This window comes from Curtobacterium sp. 18060 (assembly GCF_902706105.1).
Lineage (GTDB): Bacteria > Actinomycetota > Actinomycetes > Actinomycetales > Microbacteriaceae > Curtobacterium.
The window spans coordinates 88,722-109,953 of sequence record NZ_CACSJV010000008.1; the positions used below are offsets into that span (position 1 = coordinate 88,722).

Here is a 21,232-nt window from a genome sequence, read left to right on the forward strand (position 1 = left end):
CTCAGGCGGCGTCCCACCAGCGCAGCACGCGGGTGCCGTGGAGCGTGAGCCACTTCGACGGCTCGCCCTCGGGGACGTCGACCTCGAACCACTGCCGACCCGGTGGCCGCGTTCCCTGCGTCCACGTCCCGTCGTCGTTCCTGGCGGCTCGGACGACCTCGATCGCCTCGGCCGCTCGGGGGTCCGGCGCGGTACCATCCTGCAGCGCAGCAACCCGCAGGTGGTCGGTGACCCGCAGCGCCGAGTAGATCCACCGCAGCGGGTACGCGAACCGGGTCGCCCACGGCCCGACGAGCTCGCCGTCGTGCTTCCGGAACAGCAGCCGTCGTTCGAGCAGGTACTCGGTGCCGCGGAGTCGAGCCGCTCGGAGTTCCGCCGCGCGGGGGTGGGTGCCGCCGGTCAGCTGCTCGTGCTGCAGGAGCCCCTCGATCACGTTGAGGGTCGAGTGGAACGACGACACCGTCGACCCCTCGATCCACTCGCAGTTCCAGCCGCCGTCGTCCAGCTGGTGGTCGAGGAACCACTCCGCCAGCTGCCCGACGTCGGCACCGAGCCATGCGCCGTTCGCCAGGGTGAAGGCGTTGATGCAGCAGTCGACCTCGCCGCTCCAGTACGGAAGGTCCTCGTACTCCCAGCGGCTGTTCGTCGCGAGGCGTGCAGCCGTGTCCCCGAGGACGGCCGGATTGAGCCCCCAATCGCGCAGGGCGTTCAGCGACCAGGTCGTCGCCGTGTAGGGCTGTCCGGGCTCGTCCGCCTCGGGACCGTCGAAGTCGAAGTCCGCCGGGAAGTACGCGCCGCCGGCCCACTGCCCGTCGGGGTCCTGGTGCGCGAGCATCGCCGCCCCGAGGCCCTCGGTCGCGACCCGTGCCCGGGTCTGCTGCCACACCGACGGCGGCGCACCGGTCAGGTCACGCTCGACCTGCCACCGGACCGCCGGGTCCGAGTCGAGCAGCCACTCGACCACCGCGTCGTCGCTCATGGCGCGGAGGCTACGCCGTGCGGCGCACGCGCGGTGGATCAGAAGTAGGTGATGCCGTGCGGGGTCCGAGGGGGCAGGAGCATCGCGCGCAGCAGCTCGACCGACGCGGGGTCCGCAGCGCGGACCAGGCCGGCGGCCGCCAGGGTGACGGGCGAGACCGACCCGATGAGCAGCGCACCGAGCTCTGCCACGTCGAGCTGGACGTCGGAACCGGCCGCGTCGGCGTCGTCGGCGATGCGCGTGACGCTGCCACGGGCCTCCTGGACGTCCAGCCGGTACGTGCCGGTCGTGTGGCCGAGCGCATCGGTGACCGCGAGGGTCAGCGAGCCGTCGACGGCGAACGGCCGCGACTCGAGCACCGCGGCCACGTCGAGGACGCGCAGCCAGACGTGGTCCTCTTCGTGGTCGACGTCGTACGCACGGTTGTCGCCGAGGGCCGCGACGATCGGGTCGTCGAGCCGCGAGCGGTTGTACTTCACGACGTCGTTCAGGTCGATCGAGAGCACGAACTCCCACAGCGCCGTGTAGGCCTGGTCGTTCGCGTAGACCAGGTCGACGATCTCGAGTGCGGTGTCGGAACCCCGGTCCTCCTTGACGCGCCATGTGACGTAGCCGTCGATCTCGTCGGTGCCGTCGGCACGGTGCACCGCCGCACGGACGTCCTTCGCCTTCTGGCCGTCGTTGCCGAGCAGTCCGAAGACCACCGGCCAGGTGCCCGCGTTGCGGACCATCGAGCCGGGCGTGCGGGTGTGGAAGCGCTCGAAGACCGCCTTGCCGGGGCCGTCGGCGAGCCACTGCGGCGTGACGACGGACACCGCGCCCGACGTCGGGGAGAGGAGGGGGAGCGCGCGTTCGCGACGCACGCGCACCGCGCGCTCGCGGATCGCGCTGCCGAAGCCGAAGCGGCGGTAGATCGTGCCCTCGGACGCGGTCAGGGACGCCACGGCGTAGCCCTCGGCGACACCGCGCTCGAGCGCGTGCGTCATCATGCGGCGCAGGATGCCGCGGCGACGCTCGGTCGGCCGGACCGTGACCGCGGAGATGGCCTGCGTGTCGACGGACGACCCGTCGCCCCAGCTCAGCGCCTTGCGGAACCACGTGAAGGTGCCGGCGGGCCAGGTCTCGTCGACGGAACCGGGGAAGGGCTTCCGGACGTAGACGCCCAGGAAGGTCTCCTCGTCGGCGATGAAGTGGGACGCCATGCGCGCTGCACCTTCGGCGTCCGGATCGGCTTCGTGGAAGCCGAGGCCGACGGCCTGCATCCACGATCCGGTCTCGGCGTTCGGTGCCCCCTCGTCATCCGTCCCGGGCGCGAACTCGCGCAGCTCGTAGCGGTCGTCGAATGCCTCGTTGCTCACGCTCACGACCCTATCGGGACCGGGTGACGTCACGGCAAGGTGCGACGGGCCTCCTGCGCGACGACCTCGTCGAGGTCCGCCAGCGACCGCATCTGCTGCAGCGGGCGAGCCATCCGGTGGTTGTCGCGGAGCGCCGGTTCGACGCGCGACAGGAACGCCCAGTACCCGGCCGTGAACGGGCACGCGTCGTCGCCGACCCGCTTCGTCGGGTCGAACCGGCAGCCCCCGCAGTGGTCCGACATCCGGTCGATGTAGCGACCGCCCGACGTGTACGGCTTCGTGGCGACCATCCCGCCGTCGGCGTGCTGGGACATGCCGATGATGTTCGACGGCATCACCCAGTCGGTGCCGTCGACGAACACGTCGGTGAACCACTCGGTCAGGTGCACCGGGTCGTAGCCGCGCTGCAACGCCCAATTGCCGAGCACCATGAGGCGCTGGATGTGGTGCAGCCAGCCGTGGTCGTGCAGGCCCTCGATCGCGGTCCGCACGCAGACGGCGTCGACCTCGGAAGCGTCGAGCTCCCGCCACCAGTCGGGCAGCCGTCCGTGCGCGCCGAGGGCGTTCTCCGATGCGCCGTAGTCGTCGCCGAACCACCAGTAGAGGTGCCAGACGTAGTCGCGCCATCCAGCGACCTGGCGGACGAAGCCCTCGACGCTGGCGAGCGGGGCGGCCTCGGTGCGGTGTGCTTCGAGGGCGGCGTCGATCGCCTGCCGCGGATCGAGCACCCCGAGGTTCATCGGCACGCTGAGGAGCGAGTGCGCCATCGTCCAGTCGTTCGTCAACGTGGCGTCCTCGAACGGCCCGAAGTCGCCGAGGCGCACCGCGACGAAGTCGTCGAGCGCACGCTGGGCCTCGTCCGCCGTCACCGCGAACCGACGGGTGTCGTCGCGGCCGACGAACCGGGCGGTGCCGTCCCGCTCCCACCGGTCCAGGTCGTGCCGCACCTGGTCGTCGATCTCGTCCTCGTCCGGCCACCACGGCTCGGGCAACCCGAGGGTCGTCGCACCCTTCGGCGGCGGCTGGCGGTTCTGGTCGTCGAGGCTGAACTTCCCACCGATCGGCTTGCCGTCGCGCAGCAGCCAGCCCTCACGGCGCCGGACACGCTCGTAGTGGTCCTCCATGCGAAACCGACCCGTGCCCTGCGCCGCCCACTCCGCGAACTCGTCCTCGTCGGTCACGAACCCGCGGCTCGGCAGGACCACGGTGCCCCGGCCCCAGTGCCGGATCTGCGCGCGGAGGGTGCGGGACGGCGGATCGATCGCCTCGAGGTCGTCGCGGCCGGTCAACGCTTCGCGGAGGGTGTCGACCTGGACGTGCTCGGCACGGTCACCGAGTTCGTGGACGCGGTGGCGCAGGGCACTCAACCAGAGGTGGGCCTTCGCCCGGTGGACGGGGCGAGCGGTGAAGAACTCGCGTGCCTCGACGACGAGGGCCGGGCCACCGTCGTCGAACAGGGGCCCGTACTGGCCGGGGAGGACCAGGCGACGACGTTCGGAGGGCATGGGTGGACCGTACCCAGCGGGTTGGGTCGAACTGTCAGTCAGGGGCGTTCGTCGACGAGGGCGATGAACCGGCTGCCGATCCCCTCGACCTCACGCCGGGTGAGCCCCGCGGTCGGTTCCGGCGCCTGGTACGGCTCGTGGTAGTCGCACATCAGGTAGTCCCACTCCGGCCACCACTTCTTCGGCCGCGCTTCTTCGGCGAACGCGCAGACGACGCACTCGAGGCGGACCCAGACCTTCTTGGCACCCGTGCGGTTCGCTCGGGACTGCACGAGCCACGCGGGCGGATCCTGTTCGATCGCGTCGAGTTCGGCTTCGCTGAGACGCGAGGGGATTCCGTGGTGGGTCGCCATCTCGAGGGTGATGTCGAGTCGAACGGCGGCGTCGCGTCGGGAGAGCATCCGACAAGATTAGGTTCTGTCGGGGCTCAGTGTTCGTCGGACCGCTCAGTGTTCGTCGGACCGCTCAGTGTTCGTCGGACCGCTCAGTGCTCGTCGGACCGCTCAGTGCCCGTCGAGGGCGTGGCATCCGCCATCGAGGACCCAGCCCGCGGTCGTGACCTCGGCCGTGCCGTCGCGCTGGACCTCGCCGATCAGGCACCCGGACATCTCGACCTGTGCCTCGAACAGCACCTTCTCACCGGTCTGCGTCGTCACGATCCAGCGGTTCGGTGCTCCGACACCGTCGAGGATCTCCTCGACCGCGGGCTGCAGGACCGGGGTCGACTGCGCGGCGAGCTCCCGCTCCACCTGAGCACGTGCGACGTCGAGCGCTGCCGCCGACTCCGCGCTCAGGTCGGTGCGGTCGTGGTGCCGCTTGTTGAGCCCGTACTGCGGTGGGCTGTCGGCGCCTGGGCCGGCGCCGTCCCCGGAAGCGGCGTACGTGCCCGCGGCGCCCGTCGGCTCTCCGGCCGTAGCGCCGGCCTGCGCGCTGCTCGTCGACGGGCCGCTCGAGGCCGTGCTGCTCTCGACCGCGCAGCCCGTCAGCACGATCAGCGCGAGCAGCGCCCCGGTCACCGATGCGGTCGTTCTGTGGTCCCCCATGGGCGGCATCCTGACAGAGCGCGAGGGAGAGCACGGGGCTCGACACCGGATCGTGATACGGGGTGCGGTGACCGAGAACTCCTGTGAGAGCATCACCGGATGCACGACGATGTTGCGAACGACGTGCGGAGCGAACCGTTCCGCGCCGGTGAATCCGTGGTCCTCCGCAGTCTGCAAACGCTCGGTTCGCACGGTCGAGCCGTCGCCTTCGCCGTCGCGGGTCGAGTCCTCGTCGATGACGACGACGTCGCGGTGGTCGCGAGTCCGCTCGGTTCCGCGGTCCGTCGCCGGGCCGGTACCGGCAGCGGACCGAACGCGCGGCTCGTCCTCCCCTCGGACTGGGACGGCTCCTACGTCGAGGACAGCTGGTTCGGAGCGACCGTGGTCCGCGTGCACCCGAAAGGCGCAGCGTGGTCGGTGTGGCGCTGGCACGACGGGACGCAGTGGCTGCCGGACTGGTACGTCAACCTCGAGCTGCCGTGGGTGCGTACCTCCGTGGGCTTCGACAGCCAGGACTGGACCCTCGACGTCATCGCGACCCGAGACGATGCGGGCCGCTGGTCGATTCGGTACAAGGACGAAGACGAACTCGCGTTCTACAGGGACGAGGGCCTGGTCACGGAAGCGGACCGCGCGATGATCGAACGCATCGGCGAGGATGCCGCCGCGGCCGTGCACGCGGGCTCGTTCCCGTTCGAGACCGACTGGTCGCGGTGGGTGCCGGACCCGAACTGGTCCGCTCCGCAGGTGCCCGCAGGGTGGGATGCCGTCCGCTAGCTCCGCTCAGTGCGTCTGCGCTGCGAGGTCCGCGTAGGCGGCGGCGTACCAGCTGACGGTCGAGTCGCCCGACGTGGGCCCGATGGTGATCGAGTTGGCCGAGGTCACGACGTAGAGGACTTCGTCGTGGCCGCACTGGACCGAGCGCGCCGCGAGCTCCCTGCCGGTGTCAGCGCCGTCGGCGATGCGACCGCCCCATACGGCCATGCGGACGGTTCCGTGTCCCTGGCAGGCGAGGGACACGCGGACGTGTGCGCGCTCGCCGCCGTCTGCGACGCCCAGGGACAGCCGACTCGACGCGTCGTTGGTCCCGGCACCAGCGCCGAGTTCGCCGGGCTGCTCCGCCCACCGATCCTGGACGTTCTCCATCCAGGAGGAAGCGACCTCGACGTCGTCGACCGGCGTCGCACGGCCGGAGCAGGCGGTGAGCGACACCACGATCACGAGCGTCAGCCCGATGACGCTGCTCCATCGGCCGCGGCGAAGGTGGTCGTGCACAGACGAAGCAATCATGTCGATCACAGTGTCGTGCACGCCTCCCGAGCCCGCACCCTCCCTTTCTGGCGTCGTACGCTGGGCGAGTGGTGAGCGCGATCGTCCTCGTGATGGCCGAGTACATGGCGGACGACTCCCCGCTCTGGTACCGCGGGTCGCGCGAGTGCATCGGGAGCGTTGATGCGGGAGCACTCGGGCTCAGCGCGCCGCTGCGCGACGACCTCCGGGCGTGGAACGACGTCTTCGATTCCCGCGGGGAGCCCGACTTCGACTGGCCTTCCGGAGCGGTCCGTGACGCTCATCGCGTCGAAGCGTTCGTGCTCGCGAGTCGTGTGCAGCTCGAGCTCGGTGACGATGCTCATGTCTGGTGTGGAGCCGGCGCCGGCATCGACACGGTGGCCGAGGCGGGTACTGCCGTCGTGCTGCCGAGTGCACGGCCCGGAACCGATGTCGAGTTCTTGCGTGACGGGGAGCGGGACGTCCGGTCGGCACGCGCCGCGGGTACTGGTGATGGCACCGCCAAGGCGATCGTGCACTGGCGTGCGCTCACCGAACGGGTCGGGACGCCGTTCGGTGACGCCGAGACCCGCGCACTCGGGCTCCGGACGGCAGCGCGCATCCAAGCCGATGTCGGCGTTGGCGCCCAGGTGGTCTTCCTCAGCGGCGCATCCGTGGCGTATCGATTGGACGAGTTCGGCTGAGGCTGACACCCTCCAAGCACACGCTGTTCCGGACAGTCCCTACGGTGGTGGGATGCGTTCTCTCGCCAAGCTCGATGACTGGTCTCCGTCCGACGTCCATGCGGTCTTCGAGCTTGCCGACGCGTACCAGCACGGCCGGGGACCGGTGACGGCGGGGTCGGCAGCCATGTTCTTCCCGCCGACCAGTCTGCGAACCAGGGTGACGTTCGAGCAGGGTGCTTCGCTGATGGGGCTCGATCCGATCGTGTTCCCGGACACGACGCTCGACAAGCCAGAGGCGCTGGCAGACGTCGCCCGGTACCTCGACAACTGGGGCGACATCATCGTGGTGCGTCATCGTGACCTCGCCGTCATCGAGGGACTGGCTGCCGCGCATGCGCTGCCTGTCGTGAACGCCATGACCGACGAGAACCACCCGTGCGAGGTCCTCTCCGACCTCTACGCACTGCGGCAGCGTGGGGAGATCTCGTCGCTCCGCTTCCTCTTCGTCGGGGCGGACGGCAACATCGCCAGGGCATGGCAGGAAGCTGCTCGAGTCCTGCGACTCGACCTGGTCCAATGCTGCCCGGCCGGCCTCGCAACGCCGGGCGCTGCATGGACCGACGACCTCGAGACTGCCGTGCGGTCAGCGGACGTGATCCTGACGGACGGCCCCGGAGCGCACGCCGACGCCCTCGAGTCGTACCGGATCACCGCGGCGCTCCTCGACCTCGCGCCCACGGGAGCCCGCTTCGACCCGTGTCCGCCGTTCGTGCGTGGCCGTGAGGTCAGCGCCGATGCCGTGGAACACCCCGCGTTCGTCGGGCACGGGTTCAAGGCCGCACTGCTCCCGGTGCAGCAAGCAGTGATGGCGTTCTGCCTCGGTCTCGGACCGTCGGGCGGCTCCGCCAGCCGTCAGTAGTCGGGGTCCTGCCGGTCCTGGTCCTGCCAGGGGAGCATCCGACCGGCGACCAGCGACAGCACGCCCCCGAACATGAAGACGAGCAGCACCGCCCACCAGGGGTTGTGTCGTTCGCGCGGCTGCTGTCCGTCCATGCCGTCACGATAGCGGCTCAGTCGGTCGCACCCCGGGGCGGTTCGACGAGCAACCCGACGCGATCGGCCAGGTAGTCGGCGAGCGGGACGGCGGAACCCGCGGCCGGTGACCAGCGGACGAGCGGCACGTCGTCCTCGACGAAGAGCACGCCGGTCGCGTCGACGAGCGTCCCGTCCAGCGCGATCGCCGTGGCGCCGTGGTTGACGGTGTCGCCGGCCGCGAAGTGTCCCTTCGCCGCAGCAGCACGGTAGGCCCGACGGACCTCGGCCGAGACCGACTGGAACTGGGCGCGGCCCGGGTCCGTCACGCGGGTGATCGCCCCGGTGGCCCAGACCCGGCTGCCGGACTCGAGCGACGACCCGATCAGCAGCACGCCGACGCGCCACACGCGACCGAGGGGCCGCATGGTCGCATCGCGGCGGATGCCGAGGACCGCCTTCGGCTGCACGTACTCGCCGAGCGCTTCGTCCGGCACCCCGGCGGCGCGGAGCCGACGTGCGGCGTCGTCGAGCAGTTCGCGCGCTCGCTGCACTCCGTCGGTCACGTCCACCAAGCCTAGACCGGGGCCTGCCCCGAGCCCCGGTGCGATGCCCTGCGGCGCCCGTGACCGGCCGTCGCACGTCGCCCGCGCCCGGACGCCCCACGTCGACGGCGAGCGGCCGCGACGGTGCCGATGGTGATCATCACGCCGCCGTACGCCAACAGGACCCCGGCGACGGTCGGGATGAGCCAGCTCCGCGAGCCGTTGACGAGCTGGTTGACGACACCGACCTCGGGGATGCTGTACCAGACCACGCCCCGGATCTGTGCGGCGGTGACGGGGTGCGGGTCGGCCTTCGCGTTGTTGTCGCCCTTGAGGACGAACGTGCGCGCCCCGTTCGACGACGAGGACACCGAGGTCACGCGGTGGCTGATGACGGCCGGCTGGCCGGAGACGATCTGGTAGGTGACGACGTCGCCCACCTCGATGTCGTCGACGGCGGTGGGACGGACGACGAGCAGGGTGCCCGGGGGCAGCGTCGGCTCCATCGACTGGGTCAGGACCGTCAGCGGCATCGACCCGGTGGCCTTGGGGACGACGATGAGCACGACGGCGAGGGCTGCGACCAGCAGGAGGAGTCCGGTGCTGAGGCCGAGGACGACGGCGTGCACGACCGCACGCCCACCGGAGCGCTCTGCACGTTCGGGACGAGCCGCCGCGCGGGTCACGCGCCGCACCGGATCGCCGCGCCGCTGTTCTGCGTGAAGAGCGTGACCGGGCCGCTGCCGGCGACGGTCGAGGTCGGGTTGCCGGCGCTGTCGAGGACCTTGACCGTGACGGTGAGCGTGCCGGAGGTACCCGCGCTCGCCGGGATGTCGCTCGGGGCGATGGTGATGAACGCCGAGTAGTCCTGCGCCTTCTGGCCGACCGCGGTGGTGCCGACGAAGGCGCCGTACCAGGTGTCCTTCGGTCGGTCCGCGGCGTCCCAGCGCACCTCGACGTACCAGCCGTCGTGGTCCGTGCAGACCAGTGCGGGACCGGTGTCCGCGGCCGTCGCCGGGGTGGTCAGGGTGAACCCGCCCTGCACGACGCCCGAGGTCCAGCTGCCGCTCGCCACGGTGAGGTTGACGTTCACGGTGGCCGTGGCGGATGCCGGCGCCGAGGACTTGAGCGTGCTGCGGGTGCACCAGATGGCCGAGGCACCGGCGGCGAGCTTGGATGTCATGCTCGGCAGCGACGCCCAGGTGCCCGTGACCGATCCGCTGCCGACCGCGGTGTTCGTCGTGCACGCCGCGGTCGAGGCGACGGGCCACGCGACGACGGTGACCGCCTGCGCGAGCGCGGTCGAGCTGCCGGAGACGACGGACACGGTGGTCGTCGCGGTGCCGGCGATCGTGCCCGAGTCGGTGAGCGTGATCGGCTTCGTGACCGACGTCACCGTGGACGAGAAAGTGGTGGTCAGCGCGCTCGTGCCGGCGATCGAGGCGGAGACCTTGCCGATCGCGACGCTCGAGGCCGTGGTGCCGGACGCACTCCACAGTGCCCAGGCGGCGCTCGACCCACCGCCGACGAACACGGCGGTGAGCAGCACGGCGACGACGAGCCGGAGTCGGCGGTTCATGCGGAGACCTGCGTTCCCGTGACGGTGAGGGTGAAGTCGGTGACGGCGCCGGAGACGCTCTGCGGTGCGTCTGCGTCGAGGACCAGCTCGACACAGCCGACGGAGCTCGCACCGGGCTGCAGCGTGAACGAGCTGCTGCCGGTGTCGAAGGCGGCGAGACGGCCGCTCGCGCCGGACAGCCCGGCGGTGCAGGTCGCAGCCGATGACACGTTGGTCAACCGGAGCGTCAGTTCGCCGAGCACGGCCGCCGACGAGGCGTTCGTTGCGGAGGCGACCTTCGTGGACGTCGTGGCGACGCGCATCGACAGCGGGATCGAACCGGTGTTCATCACGGCGAAGGTGCCGGTGACGCCGGTCCCCGGTGCGAGGACGGTGGTGTTCATCGTCGAAAGGGTGCCGACGGTGATCGTCGCCGTCGCGGACTTGACGGTGGTGGCAGCGGTGCTGGCGGTGCCGTTCCAGAGGGCGTAGGTCCCGCCGACGCCGAGGAGCGCCGTGGCGACCGCGACGACCAGGGCGAGCGCGACGGGCAGGACCCACCGGTGGCGTCGTGCTGCGCGGTGGCGGCCCGTCGTCCTCGGTGTCCCGGTCATGTGCGTCCCCTGGTGCTCGTGAGCCTCTGCTGGTGCGGACCACAAGGGGCCCAGCCGGGCCACAAGGGCCCAGCACGGGCCACGACCGGCGGATCAGGGGCCGGTCGTGGCCCGCGTCAGTGCGATCGGTGGATCAGGAACCGATCGCGGTCTGGGTGAGCGTGAAGGCCAGGGCGCCGACGTTGATCGACCCGTTCTGCCCGGTCGTCGCCGAGGACGGCAGCGTGATCGTGAAGACGACCTTGACGGTCGAGGTCGCCGCCGACGGCGAGACGACGAAGGTGTTCGCGTTCGACGTGGACTGCACGACGGTGGCGCTCGAGGACGTCACGGCGAGGGTCTTCTGCGTCGCGGCGAGGAGTGCGGAGTCACCGGTGACCGACTGGCTGGCGTAGGTCAGGTTCGCCTTGAGGTCCTGGCCGGTCGCACCGATGTTCAGCGTCTGCGTGAACTGGAACGTGTTGCCCGGCACCATCAGGGCGGTGGTGGGGTTGATCGCGGTCGAGCGGCCGTTCGTGATGTCCGTCCAGGCGCCGTCGTTGTTCGCGCTGAGGGTCAGCGTGCCGGAGCTCACCGAGGACGCGGCGCTGGAGGCACTGGCGTTCCAGAGGGCGAAGGTGCCTGCTCCACCGAGGAGGAGGGCGATGCCGGCTGCGCCGGCGATGGCACCGGTGACGATCTTGTGCATGGTGGCGGGTCCGTTCTGTGCGTTCGGGGCGCACTGGATTCCACCGGCTCGTGATTCGGGTCGTCGTGCCGGTGGGACGGTGTCATCGACCTCGCGGGTGAGGGGTCGCGGCTGACCTTTGCCGAGAGCGGTCGCCGGGCTCCGGAGCGCAGATCTGCTGCTCGGGCGGGCTGGACTCGCTCTGGTGACGACGGTACTCGTCCCCCGAAGTGCGGACAAGTAGGAACATGCTTTCGCATGGACCCAAAACGGGGGTGATTTTTGTCCACCCTGTGGAGGACATGTTTGTACCCCGATCATCACCGGAATGCCGGACGTCCCCCGACCGTTGCACCGACCGGAAACGAGGAGGGCCCATGGGCATCGTGCGCTGGCTGTTCGACGCGCAGATCGTCATCGGCGACCAGACGGTGCTCTGGCGCGAGGTGATCGGCAACGTCTTCGGGCTGCTCAGCGCGCTCGGCGGTATGCGCCGCAAGGTCTGGGCCTGGCCCGTCGGGCTGGTCGGCAACGCGCTCCTGTTCACCGTCTTCATGGGCGCACTGTTCGACACCCCGAACCCCGTCAACCTGCTCGGCCAGGCCGGCCGCCAGGTGATGTTCATCATCGTGAGCATCTACGGCTGGTACCGCTGGACCCACCGCCCCGACGACACGTCCACCGTGATCGAACCGCACTGGGCCTCGTGGCGGACCCGGGTCCTGCTGGTCGTCGGCATGGTCGGTGGGACCGCGCTGCTCACCCCGGTGTTCCGCGCCCTCGGGTCGTACGAACCGGTGTGGAGCGACGCGTGGATCTTCGTCGGTTCGCTGCTCGCCACCTACGGCATGGCGAAGGGCTGGGTGGAGTTCTGGCTCATCTGGGTCGCGGTCGACCTGGTCGGCGTCCCGCTCCTGTTCTCGGCCGGGTACTACGCGTCGGGTCTCATGTACGTCTTCTACGGCGCCTTCACGCTGACCGGTTTCTTCGTCTGGATGAACCAGCGGGTCAAGCCCCCGGCAGCGCCGGTCACGGTCGGCTGAACGGCCCGCCCACACCGAACCGGTCCACGACGACCCGGCGCGGATGTGACGGCCCCCGGTCTGGGACGAGACAATGGGGTACCGCACACGATGGGATGGTCCGATGGAACCCCTGCACGGCGAACGCGTCGAGGATGATGAGTCCCTCGCCGAGCGCACCGTCCGCGGAGCGATCCGCGCCTACCGACTGCACTCCTTCGACGCGGTCGACGCCTCGGTGGTGGCCGAGGTCGCGGGCATCCCGCTCGAGACCGTGGAGCGACTGTTCCCCGCGTGGGAGGCGTTGTTGCTGGTGACGTACGACCGGTGGACGCAGCTGCGGGGCACCCGTCGGAAGACCCCGCCGGCGTGCACGATCGACCACGTCCGATTGACCCTGGCCGAGGACGTCGCCGATCCGGGGCTCGTCCGGGTCCTCGCGGGCGTGATCACCGTCGCGAGTTCGGAGTCCGGGTTCGCCGAGCTGTTCCGCAAGCGCTTCGACGAGTACGTCGAGCAGCTCAGCAACGGTCTGCAGCGCGACTTCGACAGCGGCGCCGAGGAATCGGCGATCCCGGCGTACCAGGCGGCCACACAGCTGCTCGCGGTCTACGAGGGGCTGCAGATCCAGATGCTCGTCCGGCCGCACATTGACGTCATGGTGGAGTTCGACCGCTCGGTCCGGACGCTCCGACAGGGCTGGAAGCAGCACGAGCTGCCGTCGTGGGACCTCGATGCCGACGTCCCCGAGCGCGGAACGCGCGAACAGCAGCAGGCGCTGCCCCACCAGCAGGCGCAGCGTCACCAGCAGCAGGCGGAGCGGCAGCCGCACGAGAACCACATGTGAATCCAGCAAGTGCTTGCCGAATTGGAAAGTACTTGTAAGAATGGTGTCAACGAGAGGGGACACCATGGAACACATCACCGCACGACCCGGACCGGCGGAGGCCGCCCGACTGCTCGACCACGCCGACAGGGTCACCCGGCGGGCACACGACGCGGTCCGGTGGCCGTACATCACCTTCATCACCGCGCTCGGGGTGGCCACTGCACTCGGCACGCTCGGCATGGGGCTCACCACCGGAGACGCCTTCGCTGCGGTCTACGTCGGGACGCTGGCCGCTCTGTTCGCACTGCTCGTGTTCTTCATGATCGGGATCCGCGGGCGGTCCGCGTTCGCCCGCAGCCGACGTTGGACCGTGTACATCGCGAGCTGGGCCGTGACCTACGTCGGCGCGATCGCCGTGGTCGGGTGGGTTCACGGCTCGGTCCTCTGGTCGGGCATCACGTCCGGGCTCATCCTGGTCGTGTCCCTCGCCTGTGCTGCCTGGGAGTCGCGATCGTGACCGCCGTCGACCAGACGCACCCCCGGCACGAACTCGACGACCTGCTGCTGCACCCGGTGCGGTTCTCGGTCGTCGCGGCGCTCGCTCGGGCGGGCACGCTCGGCTTCCGCGAGGTCCGTGACGCCGTCGAGGTCAGCGACTCGGTGTTGAGCAAGCAGATGTCGTCACTCGAGGACGCCGGCTACGTCACGGTTGGCAAGGGCTTCGTCGGCAAGACGCCGAGGACCTCGTTGACGCTCACCGCACGGGGCCGTGCCGTCTGGGCCGCCCACCTCGACGCCCTGCGACGGATCGCCGGGTCTTCGCCGATCGCCTGAGCGGGCGACGCACAGACCGACGGCTCGGCCCGGCAGTGACCGACCGACCCGTGCTCAGCGGGAGACCGACCGCCGCCGCCACGACACGATCTGGCGCAGCGTCACCTTCGACCCGTACTGCGCGACCGAGTGCCGGAACAGGTACTCGGCGAACCAGAGCAGCAGGCCGGCGGCGACGAACACCTCGACGATGCAGACCACCGACTCGGTGACGCTCAGCGAGCCGACGGCGTTCCGCACCATGGCGGTGACGGGCGTGAACGTCGGGAAGTACGTGAAGAACGCGGCGACGGGCGACGTCGGGGTGGTCATCACGAAGAACGCCGCGTAGAGCGGGATGATCAGGGCGAAGATCGCCGCCGACTGCAGCGCCGAGGCGTCCTTGATCGACGGCACCGCTGCACCGACGGCGACGAACAGCCCGGACGCCAGCAGCACGCCGCCGACGAGCAGCAGGGCACCGACGAGCATCCGCCACGGGTCGATCGTCAGCCCGCCGAGCTGCGAGGCGACGAGTGGCAGGACGGCGAGCATCCCGACCAGCCCCGGGATGACGAACACCCCGACCTGCACGAACCCGACGAGCAGCATCGCGATCACCTTGCCGCGGATCAGGTCGCCCGCGGTGACGGCGGTCAGGATCATCTCGGAGATGCGGTTCTCCTTCTCCTCGACCACGACGGTCACCATGCGTGCCGCGAGCAGGATGACGAGTCCGAAGAAGGCGGCGACGTACAGGAACGGCGGAACGATCGACAGCCAACCCGGCGCGACCTGCCCGTCGGCGTAGGTCGTGACGTCGGTGGCCGGTGGGGAACGCAGGAGCTCGACGGTCTCGGGGTCGTCGACGGTCGCGGCGACGCTCTGCTCGAGCACCCGTTCGGCGAGCGACGAGTAGCCGCCGTTCGCGAACAGGCCGCGGTCGGCGGCGTCGACGGTGATCGGCGAGGTCGAGGGGGAGGACGGGAACGAGATGAAGGCGTCGAGGTCCCCGGAACGCACGGCGGCGCGGTCGGCGTCGGCGTCGGTGGACGGCGACCCGCCCCACTTCGCCGCGACGGACTCGGACACCAGCCCGGAGTGGTCGACGTAGCGGAACGGGGTCTTCGTGGCCGACGAGCCCGAGACGACCGAGTCGGTGCCGGCTGCCTGTCCGATGCCGACGAGCAGGGACACGATGACGATGACGACCGGCAGCGCGAGCGTGCCGATCCAGAACGCGGGCTTCTTGACCGCGCGGACGAACTCGAACCGGACGACGGTGCCGAGGCGGCTCACGCTGCTGCCCCCGCGGCGGCGAGCGCGTCGTGGCCGTAGACCTGCACGAAGATCTCGTCGAGCGGGATCCGACGCATCTCGAACGCGGTGACGCGGACACCGTCCGCCACGAGCGCCGCGAGGATGTCGGCACCGTCCGGTGCGGCGGCGGACGTCGGCACGAGGTAGGCGACGTGCCCCTCGTGCCGCGCGAGCTTGTACAGCGGCGAGCGGGGGACCGGTCCGTCGAGGCCGACCCGGGCGACGGCGCCGCCGAAGGCGTCCTGCACGTCGGGGATCGACCCGTAGGCGGCGGCGGTGCCGTCCTTGAGCAGCAGGATCCGGTCGCAGAGCCGCTCGACCTCGTCCATGTGGTGGGTCACGAGGATGACGGTCGCGCCGTCGGCCTTCCGTTCGTCGACCAGGTCGAGCAGCAGCCGTCGGTTCACGGGGTCGAGGCCCTTCGTCGGTTCGTCGAGGATGAGCAGCCGCGGCCGGTCCATGATCGTGATGCCGAGCTGCACCTTCTGCTGCTGCCCGCCGGAGAGCTTGTCGACGCGGAGCTTGGCGCGGTCGGCCAGACCAACGCGTGCCAGGTAGTCCATGCTCCAGGCCGTCGCCTCGGGGCCGCGCAGCCCGCGGAGCCGTCCGAAGTAGGACATCACGTCGATGACGGATTCCTTGCGGTAGAGCCCGCGCTCTTCGGGCAGGTACCCGATGCCACCGGTGGCGGGCCGGTAGGGCTGGCCGTCGATGGTCAGGGTGCCCGCGGTCGGGGTGGTGATGCCGAGCAGGGCACGGATCGTCGTGGTCTTGCCGGAGCCGTTGCTGCCGAGCAGGCCGAACGTCTCGCCGGCGGCGACGTCGAACGACAGTCCGTCGACCACGTTCCGGTCCCCGAACCGCATGACGAAGTCCTGCACGCTGATCGTCGCCCCGCTCATGCGGCGACCCTACCGTCAGCGGCTGACGTCTCGGATGCCGGTCGCGGCCCGAGATGGTGACCCCACGGCGGACGGGAGGCCCGGTGCCTGCCTGCACCGTGCCTCCCGTCCGTCACCTGGTCGCGTCCACGACGCGCACCCTGCGTCAGGAACGCAACCAGGCCGTCCCCACGCCCGTGAGAGCACCGTCTGCCACCGGTGCCGAGGCGAGCAGCAGCTCGCCGGCGGGGAGTTCGTAGGGCTCGTCACCGAACACCGTCACGCTCGTCCAGCCGTTCGGGCGTCGGAACGCGAGCACGTCGTCGCGGCCGGTCTCGAGCCACTCCAGGTGCTCCTCGGACTGCAGCTGGCCGCGCAGCCCGAGGGCCTTCCGGTACAGGCTCAGGGTCGAGTCGGGGTCGGTGTCCTCGGCCTCGACGCTGGCGTCCGCGAACCACGCCGGCTGCGGCAGGTGCGCGGAGCCGGAGCCGAAGCCGAACGACGGGCCGGACCGGGTCCACGGGATCGGGACACGGCAGCCGTCGCGGCCGACGTCGACGCCTGGGTTGCGGAAGAACGCGGGGTCCTGGCGGTCGGCGTCGGGGATGTCGCCGACCTCGTGCAGACCGAGCTCCTCGCCCTGGTACAGGTAGGCGGAGCCGGGCAGTGCGAGCTCGAGCAGGGTCGCCGCCTGCGCGCGGCGCAGCCCGAGCGAGCGGTCCAGCGCGTCCTGCGACCCACCGGCGAGCAGCCACTTGCCGCCCTGCTTGTCGGGGGAGCCGTTCCGCGCAGGCAGCGCGTAGCGGGTGGCGTGCCGGACGACGTCGTGGTTCGAGAACACCCACGTGGTCGACGAGCCGGACTGCTCGGCCAGGCCGAGGTTGAACTCGATGATCTCCTTGAACGAACCGGCGTCGAAGTCGGCCTCGAGCAGGTCGAAGTTGAACGCCTGCCCCAGACCGTCGGCGCTGGCGTACCGGGCGCGGCGGTCGGCGGCGACCCAGGCCTCGGCGACCGCAGTGCGCGCCGGGGTGTACTCGTTGAACACGGTCCGCCACTCGGCGTAGATCTCGTGCACGTCGTCGCGGTCCCACAGCGGGTGCGAGCCGTCCTTCGGGATCTCGGCGAGCTCCGCCCAGGTCGGCAGGGCTCCGGACGGCAGGTCCTTCGCGAGCCCGTGGGCGACGTCGATGCGGAAGCCGTCGACGCCACGGTCCGACCAGAAGCGCAGGGTGTGCAGGAAGTCGTCGCGGACCTCGCGGTTCGCCCAGTTCAGGTCGGGCTGCTCCTTGGCGAAGGAGTGCAGGTACCACTGGCCGTCGCCGACCGCGGTCCACGCCGGGCCGCCGAAGATCGAGATCCAGTCGGCCGGAGCCTGTTCGCCGGACGGCCCGGTGCCGTCGCGGAAGACGTAGCGGTCGCGGGCGGGGGAGCCCTTCGGAGCGGCGAGCGCCTCGCGGAACCACTCGTGCCGGTCGCTCGTGTGGTTCGGCACCACGTCGACGATCACCCGGATGCCGGCGGCGTGCAGCGCCTCGACCATCCGGTCGAAGTCGTCGAGCGTGCCGAGCTTCGGGTCGACGTCGCGGTAGTCGTCGACGTCGTAGCCGCCGTCGGCGAGGGCGGACGGGTAGAACGGGCTGAGCCAGACGGCCTCGACACCGAGCGACGCCAGGTACGGCACGCGCTCGGTGATGCCGGGCAGGTCGCCGATGCCGTCGCCGTTCGCGTCCGCGAAGGAGCGGGGGTAGATCTGGTAGACGCTCGCCTGGCGCCACCAGGTCTCGTCGGCGCTGGTGGTGGCGGGCTGGGCGAGGGTGTCGGTCACGACGGGCCTTTCGTGGTTCGTGGCGGTGTTGGTCGGTTCGGTCGTACCGGCCGGGTTGGTCGTCGTGCTCACTTGATGGCGCCCTGGGTCACACCGGCCATCACCCATCGCTGCGTGACGAGGTAGACGATGATCGCCGGGGCCATCGCCATCAGGTACGAGGCGAACGACACGTTGTAGTTGTTGCTGAACTGGGTCTGGAACATCTGCTGCAGCACCGGCAGGGTCTGCAACGCCGGGTCCGAGGTGATCAGCGACGGCATCACGAAGTCGTTCCACGACGCCAGGAACGCGAAGATGCCGACGGTGGCGCTCATCGGTGCCAGCAGCGGGAACACGAGCCGCCAGAACACCTGACCGGTGCTCGCGCCGTCGATGCGGGCGCTCTCCTCGAGCTCGGCCGGGATCGACCGCAGGAACGCGGTGAAGAGCAGCACGCTGAACGACAGCTGGAACATGACGTGCAGCAGCGCGACGCCGAAGGGGTTGTCCAGGTGCGCGAGGCCGGTGAGCTTCACCTGCGACAGCGCGAGCACCGGGAACGGCAGGAACATGGCGGCGAGCAGGTAGAAGAACGACCAGCGGAACAGCCGACGGTCCCAGTTCCGGGCGATCGCGAACGCCGTGAACGACGCGAGCAGGATCGTGCCGACGACGGTGATCGCGGCGACGAGCACCGAGACGCCGAACGCCCGCGGGAAGTCGGTGAGCTCCCACGCCTGCACGAAGCCGTCGACGCTGAACGGAGCCGGCAGCGAGAACGCGTTGCCGTCGACGGCCTGGCCGGTCGTCTTGAACGCCATCGTCAGGGTGACGTAGAGCGGCACCAGGATCGAGAGCGCGCAGAGCACGAGGACGACGGTGACGGGCCAGTTGGCGTTGCCGCCGCGGCGGCCGGCGGTCCGGTCGGCGTCGACCGATCGGATGCTGCCCGTCTTCGTCGTCCCCGGACGGAGGGGTGTCTGGATGGTCATCAGAGCGCTGCCTTCCCGCGGGTCGCCCGCAGCTGGATCACGGCGATGACGACCGCGATGATGAAGAAGATCGTGGCGTTGGCCATCTGGTAGGCGTAGTCGCCACCGTTGAAGCCCTTGAAGATCGACATCGCGACGCTCGTGGTCGAGGTGCCGGGGCCACCGTCGGTCAGGCCGACGATGATGTCGTACGAGTTCAGGAAGTTCTTGAACCCGATCACCAGGTTGATCAGGATGTAGCCGGCCGTCAGCGGTGCGGTGATCGAGATCAGCTGCCGCCACGCGCTCGCGCCGTCGAGGGCAGCTGCCTCGTAGACCTCGCCGGGGATGGACAGCACCCCGGCGATGTAGATGAGGAGCGTCGACGGGATCGCCTGCCACGCGGTGACGATCACGATGGCGACCCACGCCAGGTCGGGGTTCGCCAGGATGCTCTGCTCGAGCGGACCGAAGCCGATCGCACTGGCCAGGGCCGGCAGGCTGTTCGCGAACAGGAACGAGAACACGTACGCGATGACGATGCCCGAGATCACCATCGGCAGCACGAACACCGCGCGGAGGGCGATCTTGCCGCGGATCTTCGACGTCAGCGCGATGGCGAGCAGGAACGCGACCGCGTTGACGACGATCACGGTGACGAGCGAGAACCCGAGGGTGAACAGGTACGCCTGCAGGATCGCGGGGTCGGAGAATACCGCGACGTAGTTCGTGAGCCCGATGAAGCGGAACTCACCGAAGCCGACGGAGTTCGTGAAGCTGAGCACGATGCCCATCACGGCAGGCAGCGTGATGGCGAGCGTGAAGAGCAGCAGGGTGGGGAGCAGGAAGGCGAGGAAGAGCGGTTCGATCCGCTTCCGCTTGTGGGTGACGGACGGGAGGCCCGGGGCGGCTCCGCCACGTCGGCGGCGGTCCGCCGTCGTGATGGCTTCGGTGGTCGTGGTTGCCATGGGACGTCTCCTTACGCGGCCGTGCGGAGCGCGAGACGCGCCCAGTCGGCGTCGAGGGTGCGGAGCTGGCGCTGCGGGTCGCCGCCGAAGGCGATCGACTGCGCGTAGTTCGCGACCGGGATCTCGGCGGGGATGAGCTGCGACGCACCGAGGTAGAAGGCGGCGTCGTCGTAGTACGACTGCATGCCGGTCAGCGCCGGGTTCGACGCCGGGGGAGCGTCCTTCCGGACACCGAAGCCGTTGTTGTCGGCGTTGTACTTGTCGTTGACCTTCGACTGCATCAGGAACGTCAGGAACTCGCGGGCGGCCTCCTGCTTGCGGGACGCCTCCGGGATCCAGAGCGCCAGGTCGACGTTCACCCGCACCTTGTTGTCCGCGGCGTCGTCGGTGACGGGCAGCGGGAACGTGCCGAGGTCCATGTCCTTGTTCGTCTTGGCGATCTCGCCGAGCGCCCACGGCCCCTGCAGGTACATCGCGGCCTTGCCCTGTGCGAACGCGAGGTTGCCGTCGCCGTACCCGCGGCTGGCGGCACCGTCCTGGTGCCATGCCCGCAGCTGGGTCATGCGTTCCATCGGCGTCCGCAGGTCCTTCTCGAACGACACCGACGAGTCCTTGCCGACCTTGGTTCCTTCGTCGCGGAGTGCCGCGAACGTCTTCGGGGTGTCGATCGCACCGCCGACCGTGTAGTCGAACATGCCCTGCGCGATCGTCCAGTTGTCCTTGAACGTCCCGTAGATCGGGGCGATGCCGGCCTGCTGCAGGCGCTTGCAGAGATCGGCGAACTCGCTCCACGTCGTCGGCACCTCGAGCCCCTGCTCGGCGAACAGTGCCTTGTTGTAGATCACCGAGGCGGCGGTCACCGAGTACGGCAGGGCGCTCTTGCGACCCGGGTAGTCGGCGGTCTGCTGCATGAGCGGCCACAGGTCCGGGTTGATCGTGTCGGCCTGCGACAGGTCGGAGAGGTCCGTCAGGGCTCCGTGCTCGACGAACGGCACGACCGAGAAGTTGTAGTTCCAGCAGCCGAGGTCCGGCGGCCGGTTCCGGACGAAGTTCGCGGACATGCTCGAGGTCGAGTCACGGACGACCCGCACCTTCGACTGGCTGTCGTGGAACTGCGCGATGACGCCGTCGAAGTACCCGATGACCTCGGGCTTCGAGACGTAGAACGTGATGGTCTCCGGCTTGGCGCTCGAGGACCCGATCGGGGCGCACCCGGCGAGCGCGAGGCCCGCTCCGATGCCGCCGGCTCCGAGCAGGAACGAGCGTCGGCTCACCGATGCCGCCGTCCTGGTCGTGGCGTGTGGTTGCACGTCGTCTCCGTCCGTCCGGACCCGGCAGCCCTGCCGTTCCGTCCTGCGATCG

General features: G+C 70.1%; 25 protein-coding genes. 7 read left to right on the forward strand and 18 right to left on the reverse strand.

The features are described from left to right. Position 1: 1 nt before the first annotated feature. From GVL05_RS06550 to GVL05_RS06570, 5 genes are all read right to left on the reverse strand, one after another. On the reverse strand, positions 2-979 hold the full coding sequence (locus tag GVL05_RS06550; protein WP_159572376.1) for a squalene cyclase: 978 nt from the start codon (positions 977-979) through the stop codon (positions 2-4). Positions 980-1,017: 38 nt separating this feature from the next. Then, entirely contained in the window at positions 1,018-2,337 is a 1,320-nt protein-coding gene (locus GVL05_RS06555; RefSeq protein ID WP_159572378.1) for a GNAT family N-acetyltransferase, read from the reverse strand. 29 nt (positions 2,338-2,366) lie between these two features. After that, positions 2,367-3,842 (reverse strand): cryptochrome/photolyase family protein, encoded by a 1,476-nt coding sequence (locus tag GVL05_RS06560; protein ID WP_159572380.1) that lies wholly within the window; start codon positions 3,840-3,842, stop codon positions 2,367-2,369. 38 nt (positions 3,843-3,880) lie between these two features. Next, positions 3,881-4,243: a hypothetical protein gene (locus GVL05_RS06565; RefSeq protein WP_123291944.1), complete on the reverse strand. Its 363-nt coding sequence runs from the start codon at positions 4,241-4,243 to the stop codon at positions 3,881-3,883. A 102-nt stretch (positions 4,244-4,345) separates the two neighbouring features. Continuing rightward, entirely contained in the window at positions 4,346-4,885 is a 540-nt protein-coding gene (locus GVL05_RS06570; protein ID WP_159572382.1) for a hypothetical protein, read from the reverse strand. A gap of 99 nt (positions 4,886-4,984) precedes the next feature. Here GVL05_RS06570 and GVL05_RS06575 point away from each other — a divergent pair, with 99 nt between their 5' ends. Next, positions 4,985-5,662, forward strand: coding sequence for a DUF402 domain-containing protein (locus GVL05_RS06575; RefSeq protein WP_159572384.1), 678 nt, complete (start codon positions 4,985-4,987; stop codon positions 5,660-5,662). 6 nt (positions 5,663-5,668) lie between these two features. Here GVL05_RS06575 and GVL05_RS06580 read toward each other — a convergent pair whose 3' ends face one another. Continuing rightward, a complete protein-coding gene (locus GVL05_RS06580) occupies positions 5,669-6,175 on the reverse strand; it encodes a hypothetical protein (protein ID WP_159572386.1) in 507 nt (168 codons plus the stop codon). A 71-nt stretch (positions 6,176-6,246) separates the two neighbouring features. Between GVL05_RS06580 and GVL05_RS06585 the strand changes: the two genes are divergently transcribed. Beyond that, positions 6,247-6,858, forward strand: a complete 612-nt coding sequence (locus tag GVL05_RS06585) for a hypothetical protein (protein ID WP_159572388.1) — start codon at positions 6,247-6,249, stop codon at positions 6,856-6,858. Between the two features lie 52 nt (positions 6,859-6,910). Next, a complete protein-coding gene (locus GVL05_RS06590) occupies positions 6,911-7,759 on the forward strand; it encodes an ornithine carbamoyltransferase (RefSeq protein WP_159572390.1) in 849 nt (282 codons plus the stop codon). Here the strand turns inward: GVL05_RS06590 and GVL05_RS06595 are convergent. From GVL05_RS06595 to GVL05_RS06620, 6 genes are all read right to left on the reverse strand, one after another. Continuing rightward, a complete protein-coding gene (locus tag GVL05_RS06595; protein WP_159572392.1) occupies positions 7,753-7,893 on the reverse strand; it encodes a hypothetical protein in 141 nt (46 codons plus the stop codon). The two genes, GVL05_RS06590 and GVL05_RS06595, sit on opposite strands and share 7 nt — an antisense overlap. 17 nt (positions 7,894-7,910) lie before the next feature. Next, a complete protein-coding gene (locus GVL05_RS06600) occupies positions 7,911-8,438 on the reverse strand; it encodes a hypothetical protein (protein WP_159572394.1) in 528 nt (175 codons plus the stop codon). An 11-nt stretch (positions 8,439-8,449) separates the two neighbouring features. After that, the gene (locus GVL05_RS06605; RefSeq protein ID WP_235035883.1) at positions 8,450-9,103 is read right to left on the reverse strand and encodes a signal peptidase I; all 654 of its coding nucleotides are present in this window, start codon (positions 9,101-9,103) and stop codon (positions 8,450-8,452) included. Further along, complete coding sequence (locus tag GVL05_RS06610) at positions 9,100-9,996, reverse strand: hypothetical protein (protein ID WP_159572398.1); 897 nt, start codon at positions 9,994-9,996, stop codon at positions 9,100-9,102. The genes GVL05_RS06605 and GVL05_RS06610 overlap by 4 nt, the downstream gene beginning before the upstream one ends. Continuing rightward, positions 9,993-10,589, reverse strand: a complete 597-nt coding sequence (locus tag GVL05_RS06615) for a TasA family protein (RefSeq protein WP_159572400.1) — start codon at positions 10,587-10,589, stop codon at positions 9,993-9,995. The genes GVL05_RS06610 and GVL05_RS06615 overlap by 4 nt, the downstream gene beginning before the upstream one ends. 133 nt (positions 10,590-10,722) lie before the next feature. Beyond that, complete coding sequence (locus GVL05_RS06620) at positions 10,723-11,277, reverse strand: alternate-type signal peptide domain-containing protein (protein WP_159572402.1); 555 nt, start codon at positions 11,275-11,277, stop codon at positions 10,723-10,725. Positions 11,278-11,633: 356 nt separating this feature from the next. On the opposite strand from GVL05_RS06620, the gene pnuC reads away from it, so the two are divergent. From pnuC to GVL05_RS06640, 4 genes are all read left to right on the forward strand, one after another. Then, positions 11,634-12,299, forward strand: a complete 666-nt coding sequence (gene pnuC, locus GVL05_RS06625; protein WP_159572404.1) for a nicotinamide riboside transporter PnuC — start codon at positions 11,634-11,636, stop codon at positions 12,297-12,299. Between the two features lie 103 nt (positions 12,300-12,402). After that, positions 12,403-13,125, forward strand: coding sequence for a hypothetical protein (locus GVL05_RS06630; protein WP_159572406.1), 723 nt, complete (start codon positions 12,403-12,405; stop codon positions 13,123-13,125). A gap of 64 nt (positions 13,126-13,189) precedes the next feature. Then, on the forward strand, positions 13,190-13,624 hold the full coding sequence (locus tag GVL05_RS06635) for a chemotaxis protein CheY (protein WP_159572408.1): 435 nt from the start codon (positions 13,190-13,192) through the stop codon (positions 13,622-13,624). Further along, a complete protein-coding gene (locus GVL05_RS06640) occupies positions 13,621-13,941 on the forward strand; it encodes a transcriptional regulator (RefSeq protein ID WP_131845806.1) in 321 nt (106 codons plus the stop codon). The genes GVL05_RS06635 and GVL05_RS06640 overlap by 4 nt, the downstream gene beginning before the upstream one ends. A gap of 54 nt (positions 13,942-13,995) precedes the next feature. Here GVL05_RS06640 and GVL05_RS06645 read toward each other — a convergent pair whose 3' ends face one another. From GVL05_RS06645 to GVL05_RS06670, 6 genes are all read right to left on the reverse strand, one after another. After that, a complete protein-coding gene (locus GVL05_RS06645; protein ID WP_123291959.1) occupies positions 13,996-15,219 on the reverse strand; it encodes an ABC transporter permease in 1,224 nt (407 codons plus the stop codon). Next, the gene (locus GVL05_RS06650) at positions 15,216-16,142 is read right to left on the reverse strand and encodes an ABC transporter ATP-binding protein (protein WP_123338726.1); all 927 of its coding nucleotides are present in this window, start codon (positions 16,140-16,142) and stop codon (positions 15,216-15,218) included. Before GVL05_RS06650 ends, GVL05_RS06645 begins: the two co-directional genes overlap by 4 nt. Before the next feature lie 145 nt (positions 16,143-16,287). Then, positions 16,288-17,949, reverse strand: a complete 1,662-nt coding sequence (locus tag GVL05_RS06655) for a glycoside hydrolase family 13 protein (protein ID WP_131879595.1) — start codon at positions 17,947-17,949, stop codon at positions 16,288-16,290. A gap of 68 nt (positions 17,950-18,017) precedes the next feature. Further along, complete coding sequence (locus GVL05_RS06660; protein WP_123291961.1) at positions 18,018-18,923, reverse strand: carbohydrate ABC transporter permease; 906 nt, start codon at positions 18,921-18,923, stop codon at positions 18,018-18,020. Further along, positions 18,923-19,870 carry a carbohydrate ABC transporter permease gene (locus tag GVL05_RS06665; RefSeq protein WP_159572410.1) on the reverse strand — a complete coding sequence of 316 codons (948 nt, stop codon included), beginning with the start codon at positions 19,868-19,870 and terminating at the stop codon, positions 18,923-18,925. The genes GVL05_RS06660 and GVL05_RS06665 overlap by 1 nt, the downstream gene beginning before the upstream one ends. Positions 19,871-19,881: 11 nt before the next feature. Next, positions 19,882-21,180, reverse strand: coding sequence for an ABC transporter substrate-binding protein (locus GVL05_RS06670; protein WP_159572412.1), 1,299 nt, complete (start codon positions 21,178-21,180; stop codon positions 19,882-19,884). Between the last annotated feature and the right edge of the window lie 52 nt (positions 21,181-21,232).